Genomic DNA, 18,490 nt, shown 5'->3' with positions numbered 1-18,490 from the left:
GGACCTGGAAAGGCGGTGGAATTTATGGGAAATAAAAATTTGATTATCACAATCGAGAGGGAGTACGGAAGCGGCGGACGTATTGTGGGACGCAAGCTGGCAGAGGAGCTGGGGCTTCATTTCTACGACGATGAGATCTTAAAGCTGGCGTCGGAGAAGAGTGCAGTCGGAGAGGAATTTTTCCGTTTAGCGGATGAGAAAGCGGGAAACAACCTGCTTCACCGTCTGGCTGGCGCGAAGAAGGCAGATGTGTTCGGAAAGCCGTCCCTGAAAGGCGATGTGACATCGCCGGATAACCTGTTTAAATTCCAGGCGATGGTGATGCGGGAGCTGGCAGAACAGGAACCGTGCGTATTTGTAGGCCGTGCGGCTGGCTATGTGCTGGATCAGGACGAGGAGATCGAAAATCTGGTCCGCATCTTTGTTTATGCCGACCGTGTGCGCCGCGTGCAGCGCGTTATGGAAGTAGACTGCATCAGTGAAGAAAGAGCGAAGAAGCGCATCCGGAAGATTGAGAATGAGAGGAAGAATTATTATAAATATTTTACTGGGAATGACTGGAAAAACATGAAGAACTACGATCTTCCGATCAATACGACCCGCCTCGGACTGGACGAGACGGCGGAGCTGATCAAGGAATATGTGAAGCTGCGCGGGTATATGAAGTAGGGGAAAATGAAAACAACCTGTCTGTGATGCAGGCTAAAAATTTCAGCTAAAGATTGCGGGAAGCAGGGCAGATTTGGAAGATGAGAAGCGCCAGCGGATCGCCAGCTCAATCAGCTCCCAGAATGCTGGGAGAGTAATTCCGGCATTCTGAATTTGCCTTTGACGACAGTAGAATCATTACGACCTTATTACAAATTATTTACGGTTTGAAGCGGCATATTGACGGTCAAAATGGAAAAATGATACAATGATTTCAGAAAGAAAGGGGGAGAAAGCATGAGAAGTGCATCTGAATTTAGGCAAATGGCGCGTGAGACACTGCACGGAAACTGGAAACTTGCGATGGGAACGGGATTAGCAGCGTCCCTGATCGGTGCGGAGATTGCCGATACGGCGCCAAATGGAATATCAGAGCTGCAAAAAGTGATACAGGCACGACCGGAAGTGAAGAATGTGCTGACGCAGGTATTTCCGATGCGCAGCATGCTTCTGCCCTGGGTGCTTTTGCTTATCTGGGGCTTGATGGTGGTTATTATTGGAGGTGCGGGGCAGATGGGATACGCCCGTTTCCATCTGAATCTGGCAGAGAAAAAGGAAGCGTCCTTTTCTGATTTATTTTCCCAGTTTTCGCGGATCACAGATGGCGTGGCGATGGTATTTGTGCGCGGCTTTTATATATATTGCTGGACCTGCCTGTTTTTCGTTCCGGGGTTTATAAAGACGTACAGCTATGCGATGACACCATATGTGCTGATGGAACATCCAGAATATTCCGCCAACGAGGCAATCACCGAGTCGCGCCGCCTGATGGATGGGAGAAAATGGAATTTATTCTGCCTGACCTTTAGCTTTATCGGCTGGCGGCTGATCTGCAGCATTCAATATATAATACCAGCGGTTCTTTTGTATACACAGGGAAGGCTCAGTGGTGTGACCGTGCTGTTTCTGGCAGTGCTGTTTCTGGCAGGGCTGATGGGACCGCTCAATATTGGCTATCTGTTTCTGCGCCCATATGAGGAGGCGGCATTTGCGGCATTTTATAGGGACGTGCGGGATGAGAAGAGGGAAATAGAAGAGATAGAAATGCAGGATAAGTGGAGTGAGAATGAGCCGGAGGAAAGTGAAAATGCGTGAACTCTGCCTATACAAAAATGAAATCATTTGCATAGAACTGTGCTTGTGTAAGGATAGACGGAACAATAAAAATCTTTGAAAATCAAATTGGCGAAAGCCAAAATAAGAATCTGCAATCAAAAAACACCTCAGAAAGTGGTCAAAATGAAAGCTTTCTGAGGTGTTTTTTTGAGTTGTATTATTTATTTTGTTTTAGTCCATCCGTGCTTTCTCAGACAGCAAATGTTTCTGGCAATAGAAGAATGCCGGAATCAGAAATGCATCGGCGAGCAGCCATGCAAGCGGCGAGGCAAAACAGATGATGATGTAGCCAAAGATCGGCACCAGCAGGAAGCCGACCATGGCGCGGGCGATCATTTCGCAGACACCTGCCAGGATGGCGAGCAGGCTGTAGCCCATTCCCTGAATCGTGAAACGCCATACATTGACGATTGTCAGAGGTATGTAGAACAGGGAGTTGAAGGTCAGGAACTGGTGCGCCTGATGGATTACAACTGTTTCCGAGGCATCGACGAAGAGAAGCGGAATCACGCCGCCAAACACGGTCAGCACGATGCACGCCGCAATGGAGTAGATGCCGCCGATGAGAGTCGCGGACCGGACGCCCTGGCGGATGCGGTCTACCTTTCCGGCACCGGCGTTCTGTCCGGCGTAGGTTGCCATCGTGCCGCCCAGTGCGTCAAACGGGCAGCAGAAGAACATGCCGATCTTCTGACCTGCGGTGACGGAGGCAACTGCGATGGAACCTAAGGAGTTGATGGCAGTCTGGATGACAACCGAGCCGATCGCGGTGATCGAGTATTGGAGTCCCATCGGCACACCCATTTTGCAGAGAATGTAAATGTGTCTGCCGCTGATGCGCGTTTCCTCATGGTGCATATGCAGGATTTCAAATTTTTTCTTCATATAGATCAGGCAAAGAATACCGGATACTGCTTGAGAGATAACAGTTGCATAGGCAGCTCCGGCGGTGCCGGTTCCGATCTGTACGATGAAAAGCAGATCCAGCGCAATGTTTAAAAGGCTGGATAAAATCAGGAAATAGACCGGCGTTTTGGAGTCGCCGAGCGCACGGATGATGCCCGCCAGCGTATTGTACAAGTAGGTTGCCGGAATACCGGCGAATACGAAGAAAATGTAGCTGTACGCGCCGTCAATGATATTGTCCGGCGTCTGCATCCATACGAGAATCTGGCGTGTCATCAGGCAGACGATCACGGTCATGACCACGGCAAAACAGGAGGCGATCCATCCGGCATTAGCGACGAAACGGCGCATATCCTTGTAATCCTGTGCGCCGAACCGCTGTGCAACCGGAATGGAAAACCCGGTGCAGACGCCGATGACGAAACCGTTAATCATAAAGTTGATGGCGGAGGTGGAACCGACCGAAGCCAGTGCATTGACACCGAGAAATTTTCCAACAATGATCGTATCGACCATGCTGTAAAACTGCTGGAACAGAAGTCCCATCAGCATCGGAACCGCAAAGCCCAGAATCAGCTTTGCCGGGCTCCCGTTTGTCATATCTTTTATGGTAGAGCGTTGCGAAGAGCGGCTCATGGAAAAACCATCCTTTCTAAAAAACGATTATAAAACTCTGAGAGTAGATTTTATAAGAAATACATAAAATTGGCAATCCGAAAAATCACGAAAAAAAGTAAAATAGAGGCACTTTTTTTGTGATATAGAAGCGGGCTGGTCAACACGCGGTATTTTACAATCAGTGACATACATGGTATCATAACGGGTAGAGTGATTTTTGTTTCATAGGAAATTGCGTCCTATGAAACAAAAAACGCTCCGCGAGGATGCGCACTCGCGCGAAGCAGAAACATGTCGCAAGCGACCGCGCGAGACGCCCGAATGTGCCAAGGCACATTCTTTTTCATATAGAACGGAAATGAGGGTAACATACATGAAGAGACTGGCGGTGGGAATCCTGGCGCACGTAGATGCGGGGAAGACAACATTATCAGAGGCGATGCTCTATGCGGGCGGCATGATCCGCCATCTGGGGCGGGTGGACAAGGGCGATGCGTTCCTGGACACATATGAATTGGAGAAAAAGCGCGGAATCACGATTTTTTCCAAGCAGGCGCGGCTTGCATGGGATGATATGGATGTGACGCTCTTGGACACGCCGGGACATGTGGATTTTTCAGCGGAAATGGAGCGGGTGCTTCAGGTGCTGGACTATGCGGTGCTGGTCATCAGCGGTTCAGACGGCGTGCAGGGGCATACAAGGACGCTGTGGCGGCTGCTGGCGCGCTACCAGATTCCGGCGTTCCTTTTTATCAATAAAATGGATCTGGCGCCGGGACGGGAACAGGAGGTCCTGCGCGACCTAAAAGAGTCGCTGGGCGGCAACTTCGTTGATTTTGGTGCGGACGGGACGGAAAGTTTCTATGAAGAGGCAGCAGTCAGCGGCGAAGCGGAATTGGAGGAATTTCTGGAGACGGGACAGGTGTCTAAAGATGCGATCCGCAGCCGGATTGCCAGCCGGGATCTGTTTCCGTGTTATTTTGGTTCGGCGCTTAAAAATACGGGTGTGGAAGAATTTATGCGCGGTTTGGAAGAGTATACGCTGGAACCAGTGTATCCGGACGAATTTGGGGCGAAAATATTTAAAATTGTGCGCGACAACCAGGGCGAACGCCTGACTTATATGAAGATCACGGGCGGCGTGCTGCATGTCAAAGACCGGATAGGCGAGGAAAAGGTAAATCAGCTCCGCCTGTATTCAGGCGATAAGTATGAGGCGGTGAGCGAGGCACCGGCGGGTATGATTTGTGCGGCAACGGGACTTTTGCACACGAAACCGGGCGAGGGGCTTGGAGTCTGTGAAATGGGCGCGGAACCGGTGCTGGAGCCGGTTTTGACGTATCGCGTCGAGCTTCCGGAGGATGTGGATGCGGCGGCGATGCTGCCGAAACTGCTTCAATTAGAGGAAGAAGAGCCGGAGCTTCATATTGTCTGGGAGGAAGAAAAGAAAGAGATTCACGCCCAGATCATGGGCGAGATCCAGATGGAGATTCTGAAAAGCCTGATTGCAGAGCGTTTTGGGGTAAATGTCCGGTTTGGCGGGCGCAGCATTGTATATAAAGAAACGATCACCGATACGGTCGAGGGTGTCGGGCATTTTGAGCCGCTCCGCCATTATGCGGAGGTACATCTGCTTCTGGAGCCGGGAGAACCGGGCAGCGGGCTGGTATTTGATACCGATTGCAGTGAAGATATTTTAAGTAAAAACTGGCAGCGGCTGGTGCTGACGCATCTGGAAGAAAAGATACACAGGGGCGTTCTGATTGGGGCGCCGATCACGGATATGAAAATTACGCTGAAATCGGGACGCGCCCATGTGAAACATACAGAAGGCGGCGATTTCCGACAGTCCGTGTACCGGGCGGTCCGTCAGGGACTGATGCAGGCGCATTCGGTGCTGTTGGAACCATTTTATGCCTTTCACCTGACGATACCGGACAAGATGGTGGGACGTGCAATGACCGATCTGGAGCGGCGGTTTGCCGTCTTTGAGGGACCGGCGCTGGAGGACGGGCAGGCAATATTAACCGGACGTGCCCCGGTATCGGCACTCGATGGATATCAGACGGAGGTGACGGCGTACACGGGCGGATTGGGACAGATGATCTGCACGCTCGATGGCTACGGACCGTGCCACAATGAAGAAGAAATCATTGCGGCAGCCGGGTATGATCCGGATGCGGATCTGGCAAACCCGAGCGGATCTGTTTTCTGTGCACACGGAGCCGGATTTGTTGTCAACTGGGACGAGGTCAAAGATTACATGCATCTGGAAAGCTGCCTGGGTGCGTCCAATGGAAAGCGGCGGATGGAGGCGATTGAAGCAGGCGCACGTTCCTCCGACGGACAGGGCGGAGGTTCTGTCGAGGAGATGTGGATTGGAACGGATGAGGTCGATGCGATTCTGGCGCGCACCTATCATGCCAATAAAAAGGAAGACGGCGGAAAACGCCGCTGGGGCGGAACCAGTAAACGACCAGTGCAACAGTACGGCGCGGGCGTGTATGGAGAGACGGCGCGGAGACAGGAAGCGGTGAGACAGAAGAGCGATTCGAAAGCCGGGACAGCTGGAGCTTCGACATTTGGAAATGTGGGAAAATCAGGAGGTTCCGTGGCTGGAAATGCAGGGGGATTTGAGCATGCAGGGAAAGCGTCGGAAAGTGGCAGACAGAGCAGCAGAACTGGCAGCTCCAAAGGAAAAATGGCATCAGCGGTTCGGGAATATCTGCTGGTAGATGGCTACAACATTATTTTCTCCTGGGACGAGTTAAATGAGCTGGCAAAGATCAACATTGACAGCGCCCGTGGTAAGCTGCTGGATATTCTATGCGATTATCAGGGAAGCCGTGGTATCGAGGTGATAGCGGTGTTCGATGCTTACCGGGTGCAGGGACACCGGACGGAGGTGACGGATTACCACAACATTCATGTAGTCTTTACGAAAGAGGCGGAGACAGCTGACCAGTACATCGAGAAATTTGCCCATGAAAATGGGCGGAAATATACGGTGATGGTAGCGACCTCCGACCGTCTGGAACAGATCATCATCCGTGGGCAGGGCTGCGGGCTGTATTCGGCACGGGATTTTGAGGAAGAGGTAGACCGTGTGAAGAATCAGACACGTGAGCATACCAACCGACCGCATAGCGGACATAAAAATTATCTGCTGGATTCGGTGCCGGAGGAGGTGCTGCGGCAGGTGAAGAAGGACGAGTAATGTATAAAAAGCGGATTTTCGTATAAATTACTCGAAGGCATGAATCAGATCCTTCCGCGTAAATTCCATCAGTTCTGCCGCCGCTGCGCTCAGGCTGCCGGTTTCGATGGCGGAAAGCATGGTTCAGTTAAGGGAATATGCAGAAAAATCTGCATTGTACATTACAAGGAAAATACTCACATGTGCTGCAAAAATATTTTAAGGTATGACGAAAAGACAGAATGCACATCGGTCACGTTAAGAAATATAATAGGGATGAGATTTGAGTTGCTCGATACATGAAATCCCTGTTTCTCTTTGGGCGGAGGTTAATAGGATATTTAAGGTTGGGTCTGATAGGAGTCAGATGCCTTTGTATGAGAAGCGTGCTCTCAGTTTCGTCACCGCTGCTTTTCAGATTTGCCCTGCATCTGTAGCATAAACTGTATATACTCCTTAAAAGCAAGTTTCAAAAAATTGAAGAGAAACCGTATATAGATAATACCTTGCCGGACTTCATTTTCGATGGAGTCCGGCGTTCTGTATCCAGAAATTGCATTTCATATGTCGGCAAAAAGTGTTACACTGTTGGATATTCTGAAAGAGCAGAAGGCAAGTAAATACTCCGGAGGGATCTACCACAAAACACAGATTGATTTGACATACTATTCCAACCATATAGAAGGAAGCCGAATGACCCACGATCAGCCCCGATATATCTTTGAAACCAGCACCATCGGTGTAGAAAAAGAAGTGCTGAACGTGGATGATGTGATTGAAACAGCAAATCACTTCTGCTGCATTGACATGATCATTGATCATGCAAAAGCAGCTCTGACGGAAAAATTCATCAAAGAGCTTCACTTGGTTTTGAAGAACGGCACCAGCGATTCCAGAAAAGATTGGTATGCGGTTGGCGATTATGAGAAACTTCCGAATGAAGTCGGCGGTATGGATACCGCCCTTCCGGAAGAAGTTGCCGATAAAATGAAGGTATTGCTGATGGAATATAATGCCAAAGAAGAAAAGACCTTTGAGGACATTCTGGACTTTCATGTGAAGTTTGAGCGGATTCATCCGTTCCAGGATGATGATGTTATAATAAGGACAAAGTTAGAGAAACCCAGTAAAATCAAGGGGTTAGCACTAATTTAGTTCTTATTTTTATACCAATTTAGCGGTGGGATAAGGCAGCGCTGTTATATCAAAACCGAAAATCCAAGTCAGTATCGCAGATAACAGATTAGAAGTAATGGGCATTGATCATGGCTGGTCGATGATGAAAACAATATCTCAGGTATTTGTCACAGGAGTTAAGGAGATAACAACAACTCCGGCACTCTTTGGTGATGTACTTGAGTATGAGGGAAAGTACTACAAGATTGGAACTGTAAGGCAGGAGGTCAAATGGTATTTCACAAAAGGTTTTGACAGATAGTTTAAGACAAATGATGAGTGATGGACTGGCATATCGCCACGATTACCATGAGCAGCCACCGAGAGTTGAATACGGATTAACGGAACTCGGAGCAAAAATGCTTCCAATTGTTAATTCACTTGCTGACTTTGGTAACTACTATAAATCACTTATTGAACAGAATTAAGTACGTTAGTATTTGAAAAGCTCGAACAATCGGAATTTACTTCTACTTAGACATACAAACTGTTGACAGTAAAACTCCTATATAGTATTATTTGATAAAATACTATATAGGAGTTTTTGTATGAAAATGAATGGCGGATTTCTTGTTACCAAAATAAAACAACTTGGAGATCGAATCTTTGAGAAGATTCTCAGCGAAAAGAATATTGATGCGTTTAACGGAGCCAGGGGCGTATTCTTTATGTGCTGTGGCAGGAAGATGGAATCTCAATCAGATCACTCTCGATTAAATGTGGATTAGCGATAACTTCTCTTACTACGATGCTGGAAAGAATGGAAAATAAAGGCTGATAAGACGCGTTCAGTCTGAAACGGACAAAAGGAAAACACTCCTGTTTCTGACTGAAAAAGCACATGCCTTAAAGGACGAATACGATTCTGTATCTGATAAAATGGGCAGTATTTACTACAAAGGTTTTTCGGAGGAAGAAATTACCCAGTTTGAGGAATACCTCGACCGTATCAGAAAGAATCTTGAGGAGTGGCAGAAATCATGAGTATTTGTATCAAAGATCAGATTCAAAACATGAATATCGTCATCGGATGTACAGTGGGGTGTGCATATTGCTACGCCCGCAATAATGTGAAACGCTGGCATATGATTGATGACTTTGCTGACCCTGAATTCTTTCCGGGTAAGCTCAAGATGATGGAAAAGAAACGTCCGCAGAACTTTCTTCTTACCGGCATGAGCGATCTTTCCGGCTGGAAGTCAGAATGGAGAGACGAGGTATTTGAAAAAATCCGTGAAAATCCACAGCATCAGTTCCTGTTCCTTACAAAGCGACCAGATCTGCTGGATTTTGATACAGATTTGGAAAACGCATGGTTTGGTGTTACGGTGACGAGAAAAGCAGAACTGTGGCGTATTGACGCACTACGGGAAAATGTCAGAGCAAAACACTATCATGTTACCTTTGAGCCGCTATTCGACAATCCAGGTTCAGTTGATCTTTCCGGGATCAACTGGATCGTTGTCGGCACCATGACTGGAGTTCAGAGCAGGAAGGTTCATACGGAGCCGGAGTGGGCATGGTCTCTGACAGATCAGGCGCATGCGCTTGACATTCCGGTATTTATGAAGGAAGATCTTGTCCCTATCATAGGGAATGAAAATATGATTCAGGAAATGCCGGATGAATTCAATAAAGTGTTGGAGGTACAGAGATCATGGCAGAAGTAATAAATGGAATCCTCATTAATGAGGCGGAAACAAAGAACATCATGACCAAGTCCAGTCTGCCTGTAGGCGGTTACTCGGTCAATCCATATGTAGGCTGTACACACGCCTGCAAGTATTGCTATGCTTCTTTTATGAAGCGCTTTACCGGACACAAGGAGGAATGGGGCACTTTCCTTGATGTGAAGCATTGGCCGGAAATTAAGAATCCGAAGAAATATGCCGGACAGCGGGTGGTCATCGGTTCTGTGACAGATGGCTACAATCCACAGGAGGAGCAATTCGGGAATACCAGAAAACTTCTGGAGCAGCTGATCGGCAGTGACGCAGATATTCTGATCTGCACAAAGTCGGATCTTGTGGTACGAGATATTGATCTGCTGAAGAAGCTTGGACGAGTAACCGTTTCATGGTCGATCAACACACTAGATGAAAATTTCAAGAACGATATGGACTCTGCTTCTAGCATTGAGCGCCGTATCGCTGCTATGAAGCAGGTATATGAAGCAGGTATCCGTACAGTCTGTTTCGTATCTCCGGTATTTCCCGGTATCACGAATTTTGAAGCAATCTTTGAGCGGGTAAAGGATCAGTGCGATCTGTTCTGGCTCGAAAATCTCAATCTTCGAGGCGGTTTCAAAAAGACAATTATGGATTATATCGCCGGAAAATATCCTGATCTTGTACCACTTTACGACGAGATCTATAACAAGCATAACCGCAGCTACTTTGAAGCACTTGAAGTAAAAGCTGAGGAAATGGCCAAGAAGTATGAGTGCCCATTTGTGGATAATGAAATGCCTTATGGCAGAGTCCCGCAGGGACATCCGGTGATCGTAGATTATTTCTATCATGAGGAAATCCGAGGGACAGAGAATACAGGAAAAAGAAATCGTTAATCTAAACGAAAATTAAACTGATGATGGTGGAGAGATTTATTTATCGCCATTTGAAATCGAGAAGTTCTTGTTTGAAAAATAGAGAAATTGTAAAATTGAAGAAAAAAGAAATGCACAGTTCTTAGCTTATCGGGAACTGTGCATTTTTGTAAATAAATACTTTTAATTAGCCGATACACACAAAAGATTGGAAAGTCATTTGGAAAAGCAGAGGATAACGCACTTACTATAAGGCATTTACTCATGCTCAAATTGGAAAAACATTGTTTCACCAATTCAGGAATCTTTGGGCAATCAGTATAGAAAGAAAGTTTATTTATGAGCACACAACAAAAAGTAATCAAAAAAGCAATCGTAAAAAAATACGATTGCTTTTTTGCGCATTTCTGCATATAATATATAAGACAGAAATGGAGGCGATTGATATGCGTGAAACAAGAACATTAGAGTTCAAGGAAACGATTACCAACACTTTTTTAAAAACAGTCAGTGCTTTTTCAAATTATGACGGCGGAACCATCTTTTTTGGAGTGGATGATGATGGAAATATAAAAGGTTTGCCGGATGTAAAACAAGCCTGCTTGGATATTGAAAATAAAATCAATGACAGCATTACACCGCAGCCGGATTATACGCTTGAGGTACAGAATAATGACCAGACGATAAAGCTTACTGTGAAAAGCGGATTACAGAAGCCGTATCTATATAAATCGAAAGCATACAAGCGGAATGATACAGCAACGATAGAGGTAGATACTCTGGAATTTTCAAGGCTTGTATTGGATGGAAAAAATATTCGATTTGAAGAATTGCCTTGCAAAGATCAGGAGCTGTCCTTTGAAATTTTACATCGTAAGCTGAAAGAGACTGTCCGGATTGAAAATTTTGATAAGGACACACTGAAGACATTGAACTTATATGACGATGTAAATGGATTCAATAATGCAGCAGGGCTTTTGGCAGATAAAAATCATTTTCCGGGAATCGATATTGTCAAATTTGGAGAAAATATCAGCATCATTCAAAAGAGATCGACTTTTGAAAATATATCGGTTTTAGAGGTTTATGAAAAGGCAATCGATGTATTCAGAGACTATTACCAATATGAAGTAATACAAGGTGCTGATCGAAAGAAGATGGAAAAAGTACCGGAAGCTGCTTTCCGGGAAGCAATCGCCAATGCTCTGATTCATAGAGTGTGGGACGTGAATTCGCAAATCAGAGTTTCGATGTTTGATGATCGAATTGAAATAGTTTCTCCTGGCGGATTGCCGTCTGGAATCACAGAGGAAGAATATCTGTCTGGTAAACTTTCTGTTTTAAGAAATAGAAATCTTGCCAATGTATTTTACAGATTGGGATTTGTAGAGATATTCGGAACGGGAATTACAAGAATAAAACAACTGTATGCAGAAAGTTTGATAAAACCGGATTTTGAAGTTTCAGAAAATGCGATAGAAATTGTGCTTCCGATATTTGAAAAAAATGCGGATCTGACAGAAGACGAAATCGTGATCTATAAACTTTTAAGCAAGACGATGTTGAAGCCAATCAGCGAAGTTGCACCATATGTACCTTTCGGTAAATCAAAGACAATAAAGCTGCTAAAAGAAATGTGTCAAAAAGGTGTGATTGCAGTGGAAGGAAAAGGCAAAGGCACAAAATATATCATTAGATAAGACTTTAATTTCCAAAGTAATGTTTCGGAAATTAAAAAAGCAGAAGGTTCATTTGCATTAGGTGCAGTTAATTGTGCAATGGCTTCCTGCACAAATCATGAGAGAGATTGTACTTCTGGATAATTTGCGGCGGAACTTATGCGTTTACAAATGGTGTACTTACGTTGACTTCGTGCCATAGTTGGGCACCTCCTTATTCTCTTGATTATACTATGAAATCCTTGAGAATAGGCTGTCAACTTTATTTATACACCATCAAAAAGAGTGAGTGCGGTATAACACTGGGAGAAAAAATAGGGCTGCTGTACGAGTGGTAAAATTTACAGCCATTTGTACAGCTTTTACCTACTAAGAGTAAGAAATAATATGCTAAGATATATCGAGATAGGGTTCTAAGGAGAAATAGATAGAACCCTTGTAAATACAAGGAAAATAGAGGTTATACCAAGCTATGCGAGAAAAAATAAAAGTGCTCATGGTTTGCCACGGCAGTCTATAATAAAATGGTTAGAATGTAGTAAAATAGGGCTTTTGAACATTTTGTAATTAAGTTTTTACCTATGATTTACTTATTTTGTTTTAATAAGTATATGAAAAGAGGAATTTAGAGAGATGAAAGAAATTTTTACTAAAGATATTTGATAGTGAGATAATGTATTATGTGGTAATACCTATAGTTATAGTTCTGTTGGGATGGGTAAAAAACGAGCGTGATCTTAAGGAAAAGAATAAAGAATTGGGGTATTGGATGCTGAAATGTAGAAAAATACCAACTTTTCCAGATATTATAATAAAAATTTATAAAATGATGGCGATAAATTTGCTGATTACACTTGTGGCTAAAAAAATGCTTTGTTATTGGAAAGGTGTGGTTTTTTCATATATTATTTGTGGAATTTGGTATTTAGGAATCAATGCTATAATCACTTTTAGAAATTGCAAAAGTTATAATAGTAAAATTGAGTTTTGGCAGGATGGTAAGCTAAAGAGGAAACTTGTAATTACACTTTACTTAATATATGCAATTTCTTTGTTGGCAGATGTTTCGAAAAAATACTCTTGGATAGTAGAGGGTATATTTATTATATTGTTAATGGTTTGGATAATCTGTTTGCTCAATTATTGTGATGTGGCTTTCATTTTGGATAATAGATATGCGGATATTTATGTAAAGGGGAGTGAAAGGCTCAATTTGCCGAGGCTGGAAGTATAAGGAAGCATGGAGAATGGATAATTGTAAACAGATATGTAAATGGGTATGATGAAGAAATAAGAATTAAAGAAAGTGATATAGTTAGGATTGATTACTATGGTGAACCAATGATTACGGTTGAGAAACGTAATTTATTTTCCAAAAGACGGAGTAGTGAATAAATGGAATATACATATAAGAAATTTTGCTATTAAAAAAAGTATCTATGAAAGTTGATGGTTTCTAGTTATTTTAAGAGGGGTTAATAAAATAGTTGTTATCCAGTTTAATAACCGGAAATGAAATTGCTGTTATAAAATAAATTTTTATAACGGAGGTTCGGTTACATGGAAAATGTATATGGCTACATAAGGGTGTCAACAGAGGGACAGGTCAAACAAGGATATTCCCTAGCGGAGCAACGTGCGGAAATTGAAAAATATTGCAGTTCCAAAAGTTACAACTTGGTAGGAATATTCAAGGACGAGGGTATCAGCGGAGCGAAAGCCAACGAGGACGAAATGAGCATTGAGCGTGGCGGTCAGACTTGGTAAAGGTTCTGCTACACAGAGAACTCAAAAAGAACAATGTGGATATTAAAGCGATTGACAGACCGAATTATTCAATCTACACGCAAAATCCAAACGAAATTTTTGTAAATGGGATGTTTGAACTTTTGGATGTGTATGAGCGGTTGGAGATAGCATTGAAATAAAACGTGGACGATTGCAGAAAGCCAAGGGCGGTGGTTATGCAGGTGGTGGCGCTCCGTTTGGTTATGAGAGTCTGCGTGGTGGCAAAAAATTATATGTAAATGCAACAGAGGCAAAAGCGGTACGGAGAGTATTTGAGATTAAGCAGAGTTTTCCAGATATGACGCTGAAAAGCATAGCAGAGTTTATGAAAATGGAAGGACACAAGGGCAGAAAAGGTGCTGACTTTAACGCTATGCTTGTGAAGCGTATTCTTGATAAAGAGAATTTTTATAGAGGATATTACAATTACGACGGTATTGAGAGCGTGGGAGAGTATGAACCGTTACTTTCATAGAAAATAATATGTGTCTTGACATTGCTATCATTTTGGAAAGATTGCAGTTGTTATATGATAAATTGCAGGAGCAGAAAAAACGTGGAACGGACTGTTGATAGGAAATTGTACTGACAGCAAAAGTAGAAGAATAGCAGTGGGCAGGAAAGAAACAGCATTCAGAAGGGCATGGATGGTATTACATAGTAATTAGAAATTTTGAAAAAAATGTGAGCAGGAAGGAACGTGCAGCGAATATGGAAACATTGGAAAAGGTTTGGGTTCTATATGACGAGATGTTTTGTGACGAATTATCCATAAAGCTACTATATCAGAAGAAAGATTCAATTAGCGAGTTCGTGGATGAAAATGAAAATCCCATTAGCAAAAGTGCAGTAGCAGTCTGGATTATGGAGAACTATTACAATGACAGAAAATTTGTGGAGTACTGCAAAGAGAGAAAAGGGAAAATACTCGAAACAGCGGAGCAACTGTATCAATATAATGAGGAATACAGAAAGAGCGTAGATGAAGAAAGATTGTATCTGCTGTATCTGATTGGCATAGCGGTTACAAAAGTTGCAAATACTTTTGGAGTAAGTCGGCAGACAGTATATAGCAGAATTAAAAACTTTGAAGAAAACAGATATATAAAAGTTTTCACATTACTCCGACTAATCTGTAATTGGATTAGCCGGAGCTTTTTATATTCCAGTATTAAATGCTACAAAAGAACACCTGTTTGTGCAACAAAGTATTGACAATGACATACTATAGAAGGTAGAATGATGAGTAGTCGGAGGTGTCAAATAGTGAAAAAATCAATATCAATAAGCATACGAGTGAGCGAAGAAGAATTAGATAAATTCAAGCAGGCAGCTAGATTAGAGGCATATGCTTCGTATAGCGAATTTGTACGAAGGACAGCACTTATCGAGGCAGCGAAAATAATAAAAAAGAACGAGAATGAAGGAGCAAAATTCGATGAATGTAATTAGCTTGTTTAGTGGTTGTGGAGGACTTGATTTAGGATTTGAGAAAGCTGGATTTAATATACCTGTAGCGAATGAATTTGATAAAACAATATGGGAAACGTTTAAGGTCAATCATCCTAATACACATTTAATAGAGGGGGATATCAGACAGGTTACAAGAGATGATATAGCACAATATATAGATGGAGAAGTGGATGGCATCATAGGGGGACCGCCTTGTCAGTCATGGTCGGAAGCAGGATCTCTTAAGGGAATTAAGGATGCAAGAGGTCAGTTGTTTTTTGATTATATAAGAATATTAAAAGAATTCCAGCCAAAGTTTTTTTTAGCGGAAAATGTAAGTGGAATGCTTGCAAATAGACATTCAATTGCGGTTCAGAATATTTTAGAATTATTTGATGAGGCAGGATATGATGTTTCTTTTACATTGGTTAATGCTAAAGATTATGGTGTTGCAGAAGAAAGGAAAAGAGTATTTTACATAGGGTTTAGAAAAGATTTGAATATAGACTTTGGTTTTCCGAAGGGGTCCACTAAAGATGATTCTAAGAAGATTACCTTACGTGATATAATTTGGGATTTGCAGGATATGGCAGTTCCTTCAGGAGAAAAGAATCGACATAATCCAAAAGCGATAAATAATAACGAATATTTCACAGGTGCTTATTCACCTATATTTATGAGTCGTAATCGTGTTAAAGGCTGGGATGAACAAGCGTTTACAGTTCAGGCATCTGGACGTCAATGTCAGTTACATCCACAGGCTCCTAAGATGGTAAAAGTTGGAACTAACGATTGTAGATTTGTAGAAGGAAAAGAACATCTTTACAGAAGAATGACAATTCGTGAAGTTGCAAGAGTACAGGGATTTCCGGATGATTTTAAATTTATATACAATGATACAAATACTGCATATAAAATGATTGGTAATGCTGTTCCAGTGAATTTAGCATATGAGATTGCTACAGCAATAAAATTGTATCTTGAGGGAAAGGGTACGGCTGTTGAAATTGATAGAGATGCTATTGATGCTAAGGAGGTTAATGAGAAAAAAGTGAGTACAAAGAGTAATGATCAGGGTAGAGCATATGAATATGCATGGATTCAAACTTTATATAAGGCAATAGCTGAGTTAAGGAAAACAAGAATTGTTGAAAATTCAAGTTTGATAGCAAATGAAAAAGCATGGTCTTTAATGGATGAAGATATGCAAGAAACATTTATGATATCTGCTGGAGCTGCAGTTAATACAGTATTAGAACTTGAGCCAAGAATGGCTGAAATGGATAATGATGAGCTTACTCTTGAATTCCAAAAGGATGGTCAAGGCATAAAAGGTGATGTTAGAGATATTGTAATAAAGAGAAAAGATATTGAATGGGAGATTGGCTTAAGTATTAAGCACAATCATGATGCGGTTAAGCATAGCAGATTAAGCTATAAATTAGATTTTGGAAATGAATGGTTTGATATGCCTTGTTCTGATGAATATTGGAATGCAGTTGAACCAATATTTAACTTTTTAAAACAGGAAAAAGATAATGGCACAAAGTGGTCTGAAATTGGGAACAAGAGTCAGAATGTGTATATCCCATTGTTGCAGGCTTTTATTGATGAAGTGAATCGAGCAAATGAGAAAGACAATACAATGCCAAGAAAAATGATTGAATATTTAATTGGAATTGAAGATTATTATAAAGTTGTGAGTAAGGATAGCAAGAGACTTACAATGATTCATACATTTAATATGCACGATACGTTGAATAAGCCTGCAAAGAACAAGGTATCTGCAATCACAGTACCTATTGTGAAATTACCTACAAGACTTGTAGCACTTGAATTTAAGCCTAACAGTGATAATACAGTAGAAATGTATCTCGATAATGGTTGGCAGCTTAGTTTCAGAATTCACAATGCAAGTACAAAAGTTGAACCAAGTCTTAAGTTTGATGTTCAGTTTATTAGTATGCCAATAGAAGTTCTTAATATAGAATGTAAGTGGAATTAAGGCGGTAGCGTAAATGAGAAAAATGCTTTTAAGCTTCAAGCCGGAGGTATACGAGAAAATAAAGTCTGGGAAGAAAATATTTGAACATAGAAGAAATTTCCCGGATGAGCCAATTATGGCATATATGTATGTTAGTTCGCCCGTTAAGGCAGTTACAGGTATAGTATATTTAGGTAAGCGACATCTATTATCTGACTGGAGAGAAGAGTTTAAAAATGATAAAGATGCTGTTGCACGTATTGAAAAATATCAAGAATCATATCGATACGCTATGGAAATTGATGAATTTCAAGAAACCACAGAGATTTCACTTGATGATTTAAGACATGCCGTTCCGGGATTTGTTGCACCGCAGATGTACATGTATTTGGATGGGACGGAATTATTGGAATATATTAATAAACATATAAAAATACAAAAAGTGCATTTGATACATAGCTTTAATAGAATTGCATCTGAGCAGATTTGTGTTCATTAATTATAAATAGGAGAATGTGATATGTCGATTAACATTGGTGATAATAATAAAATTAAAAATGCTAATATTGCGGAAAGACTTGAGATTAATGATGATCAATCTGTTAAGAAATCATTTTATGAAAAGCATCCTGTAATATGTGGATTCCTGATTTCTTTAGTGGCGGGGATTGTATTATTATTTTCATTCTGGGATAGAATTGTAAATTTGATAGAGGGGGTGTTTTAATGCCAAAAAGTAAAATTATCAAGGAACTTGCAAACGGGACTGTGGATACGCTTATAGCACTTAAAAGAACAAAGGTGTTATTAACTGGGTTTGATAATGTTGAATTAAATACTTGGATTAATAATGAGATAACAGGATATCCTAAGGATGCAAAGATACCTACATATAGAATAGTACGTGGAAGTCTTATGGGGTCATATTTTAAAGGTTCAATGGCATCACATATGACATGGAATCATGTTTCAATTCCATTAGGAAAGATGCCGGAAGATTTACAGGATTCTTTGCTAAATGTTAGTTTTCGAGAGGGAGTAGAAGCATTAAGACAACTTGTGGAAAAATGTGATTCATCAAGTATACAATTAGGAAAACAGATTAATGCAGATTTTTTTCCAGTAATAGTACACTATAATAAAGATCCATATATGATGATTACATCGGCAATGGTTGAAATCTCAAGTCAATGTATTCATAATATTTTATCTACCATAGAAAATAGATTACTTGATGCTTTGATTCTTTTGGAAAAAAGAGTTTGGAGTATTACTTGATGCTTTGATTCTTTTGGAAAAAAGAGTTTGGAGTATTAGATGAT

General features: G+C 42.0%; 17 protein-coding genes and 3 pseudogenes. 19 read left to right on the top strand and 1 reads right to left on the bottom strand.

Annotated elements, in window-relative coordinates; genetic code table 11:
• Positions 1–24 precede the first annotated feature (24 nt).
• The gene (locus DWX91_RS14055; RefSeq protein ID WP_118539300.1) at positions 25–669 is read left to right on the top strand and encodes an AAA family ATPase; all 645 of its coding nucleotides are present in this window, start codon (positions 25–27) and stop codon (positions 667–669) included.
• Between the two features lie 276 nt (positions 670–945).
• Positions 946–1,803 carry a DUF975 family protein gene (locus DWX91_RS14050; protein ID WP_118539298.1) on the top strand — a complete coding sequence of 286 codons (858 nt, stop codon included), beginning with the start codon at positions 946–948 and terminating at the stop codon, positions 1,801–1,803.
• A 192-nt stretch (positions 1,804–1,995) separates the two neighbouring features.
• Here DWX91_RS14050 and DWX91_RS14045 read toward each other — a convergent pair whose 3' ends face one another.
• On the bottom strand, positions 1,996–3,366 hold the full coding sequence (locus DWX91_RS14045; RefSeq protein ID WP_118539296.1) for an MATE family efflux transporter: 1,371 nt from the start codon (positions 3,364–3,366) through the stop codon (positions 1,996–1,998).
• A 355-nt stretch (positions 3,367–3,721) separates the two neighbouring features.
• On the opposite strand from DWX91_RS14045, the gene DWX91_RS14040 reads away from it, so the two are divergent.
• The 17 genes and pseudogenes from DWX91_RS14040 (at position 3,722) to DWX91_RS13960 (ending at position 18,446) form a co-directional block, all read left to right on the top strand.
• Positions 3,722–6,565: a translation factor GTPase family protein gene (locus tag DWX91_RS14040; protein WP_118539312.1), complete on the top strand. Its 2,844-nt coding sequence runs from the start codon at positions 3,722–3,724 to the stop codon at positions 6,563–6,565.
• A 504-nt stretch (positions 6,566–7,069) separates the two neighbouring features.
• Positions 7,070–7,699: a Fic family protein gene (locus DWX91_RS14030; protein ID WP_412693924.1), complete on the top strand. Its 630-nt coding sequence runs from the start codon at positions 7,070–7,072 to the stop codon at positions 7,697–7,699.
• Positions 7,700–7,740: 41 nt separating this feature from the next.
• Positions 7,741–7,952, top strand: a pseudogene (locus DWX91_RS14025) (plasmid segregation actin-type ATPase ParM); the annotation flags it as partial.
• Positions 7,951–8,148: pseudogene (locus DWX91_RS14020) on the top strand (helix-turn-helix domain-containing protein); the annotation flags it as partial. The pseudogenes DWX91_RS14025 and DWX91_RS14020, both read left to right, overlap by 2 nt.
• A 120-nt stretch (positions 8,149–8,268) precedes the next feature.
• Positions 8,269–8,704: pseudogene (locus DWX91_RS14015) on the top strand (radical SAM mobile pair system MarR family transcriptional regulator).
• Positions 8,701–9,390, top strand: coding sequence for a radical SAM mobile pair protein A (locus DWX91_RS14010; RefSeq protein ID WP_118468493.1), 690 nt, complete (start codon positions 8,701–8,703; stop codon positions 9,388–9,390). The pseudogene DWX91_RS14015 and the gene DWX91_RS14010 overlap by 4 nt, the downstream one beginning before the upstream one ends.
• Entirely contained in the window at positions 9,378–10,286 is a 909-nt protein-coding gene (locus tag DWX91_RS14005; protein ID WP_118468491.1) for a radical SAM mobile pair protein B, read from the top strand. Before DWX91_RS14010 ends, DWX91_RS14005 begins: the two co-directional genes overlap by 13 nt.
• 410 nt (positions 10,287–10,696) lie before the next feature.
• Positions 10,697–11,965, top strand: a complete 1,269-nt coding sequence (locus tag DWX91_RS14000; RefSeq protein ID WP_412693923.1) for an ATP-binding protein — start codon at positions 10,697–10,699, stop codon at positions 11,963–11,965.
• Positions 11,966–12,626: 661 nt separating this feature from the next.
• Positions 12,627–13,178: a hypothetical protein gene (locus DWX91_RS13995; protein ID WP_147354414.1), complete on the top strand. Its 552-nt coding sequence runs from the start codon at positions 12,627–12,629 to the stop codon at positions 13,176–13,178.
• 326 nt (positions 13,179–13,504) lie between these two features.
• Positions 13,505–13,711 (top strand): recombinase family protein, encoded by a 207-nt coding sequence (locus DWX91_RS16955; protein ID WP_207663374.1) that lies wholly within the window; start codon positions 13,505–13,507, stop codon positions 13,709–13,711.
• A 172-nt stretch (positions 13,712–13,883) separates the two neighbouring features.
• Positions 13,884–14,207 (top strand): recombinase family protein, encoded by a 324-nt coding sequence (locus DWX91_RS16950; protein WP_207664033.1) that lies wholly within the window; start codon positions 13,884–13,886, stop codon positions 14,205–14,207.
• Between the two features lie 236 nt (positions 14,208–14,443).
• The gene (locus tag DWX91_RS13985; protein ID WP_118468487.1) at positions 14,444–14,947 is read left to right on the top strand and encodes a helix-turn-helix domain-containing protein; all 504 of its coding nucleotides are present in this window, start codon (positions 14,444–14,446) and stop codon (positions 14,945–14,947) included.
• 51 nt (positions 14,948–14,998) lie between these two features.
• The gene (locus DWX91_RS13980) at positions 14,999–15,184 is read left to right on the top strand and encodes a DUF1778 domain-containing protein (protein WP_118468590.1); all 186 of its coding nucleotides are present in this window, start codon (positions 14,999–15,001) and stop codon (positions 15,182–15,184) included.
• The gene (locus DWX91_RS13975) at positions 15,171–17,189 is read left to right on the top strand and encodes a HaeIII family restriction endonuclease (protein WP_118468485.1); all 2,019 of its coding nucleotides are present in this window, start codon (positions 15,171–15,173) and stop codon (positions 17,187–17,189) included. Before DWX91_RS13980 ends, DWX91_RS13975 begins: the two co-directional genes overlap by 14 nt.
• Before the next feature lie 13 nt (positions 17,190–17,202).
• Positions 17,203–17,667 (top strand): hypothetical protein, encoded by a 465-nt coding sequence (locus tag DWX91_RS13970; protein WP_118468484.1) that lies wholly within the window; start codon positions 17,203–17,205, stop codon positions 17,665–17,667.
• Between the two features lie 21 nt (positions 17,668–17,688).
• Positions 17,689–17,895, top strand: coding sequence for a hypothetical protein (locus DWX91_RS13965; RefSeq protein ID WP_118468482.1), 207 nt, complete (start codon positions 17,689–17,691; stop codon positions 17,893–17,895).
• Positions 17,895–18,446 carry a hypothetical protein gene (locus DWX91_RS13960; RefSeq protein ID WP_118539292.1) on the top strand — a complete coding sequence of 184 codons (552 nt, stop codon included), beginning with the start codon at positions 17,895–17,897 and terminating at the stop codon, positions 18,444–18,446. Before DWX91_RS13965 ends, DWX91_RS13960 begins: the two co-directional genes overlap by 1 nt.
• Positions 18,447–18,490 lie beyond the last annotated feature (44 nt).

The organism is Clostridium sp. AF22-10, assembly GCF_003478725.1.
Taxonomy (GTDB): domain Bacteria; phylum Bacillota; class Clostridia; order Lachnospirales; family Lachnospiraceae; genus Otoolea; species Otoolea fessa.
Note: the sequence above shows the minus strand (reverse complement) of the source record. Positions and strands in the feature narration are given on the sequence as shown.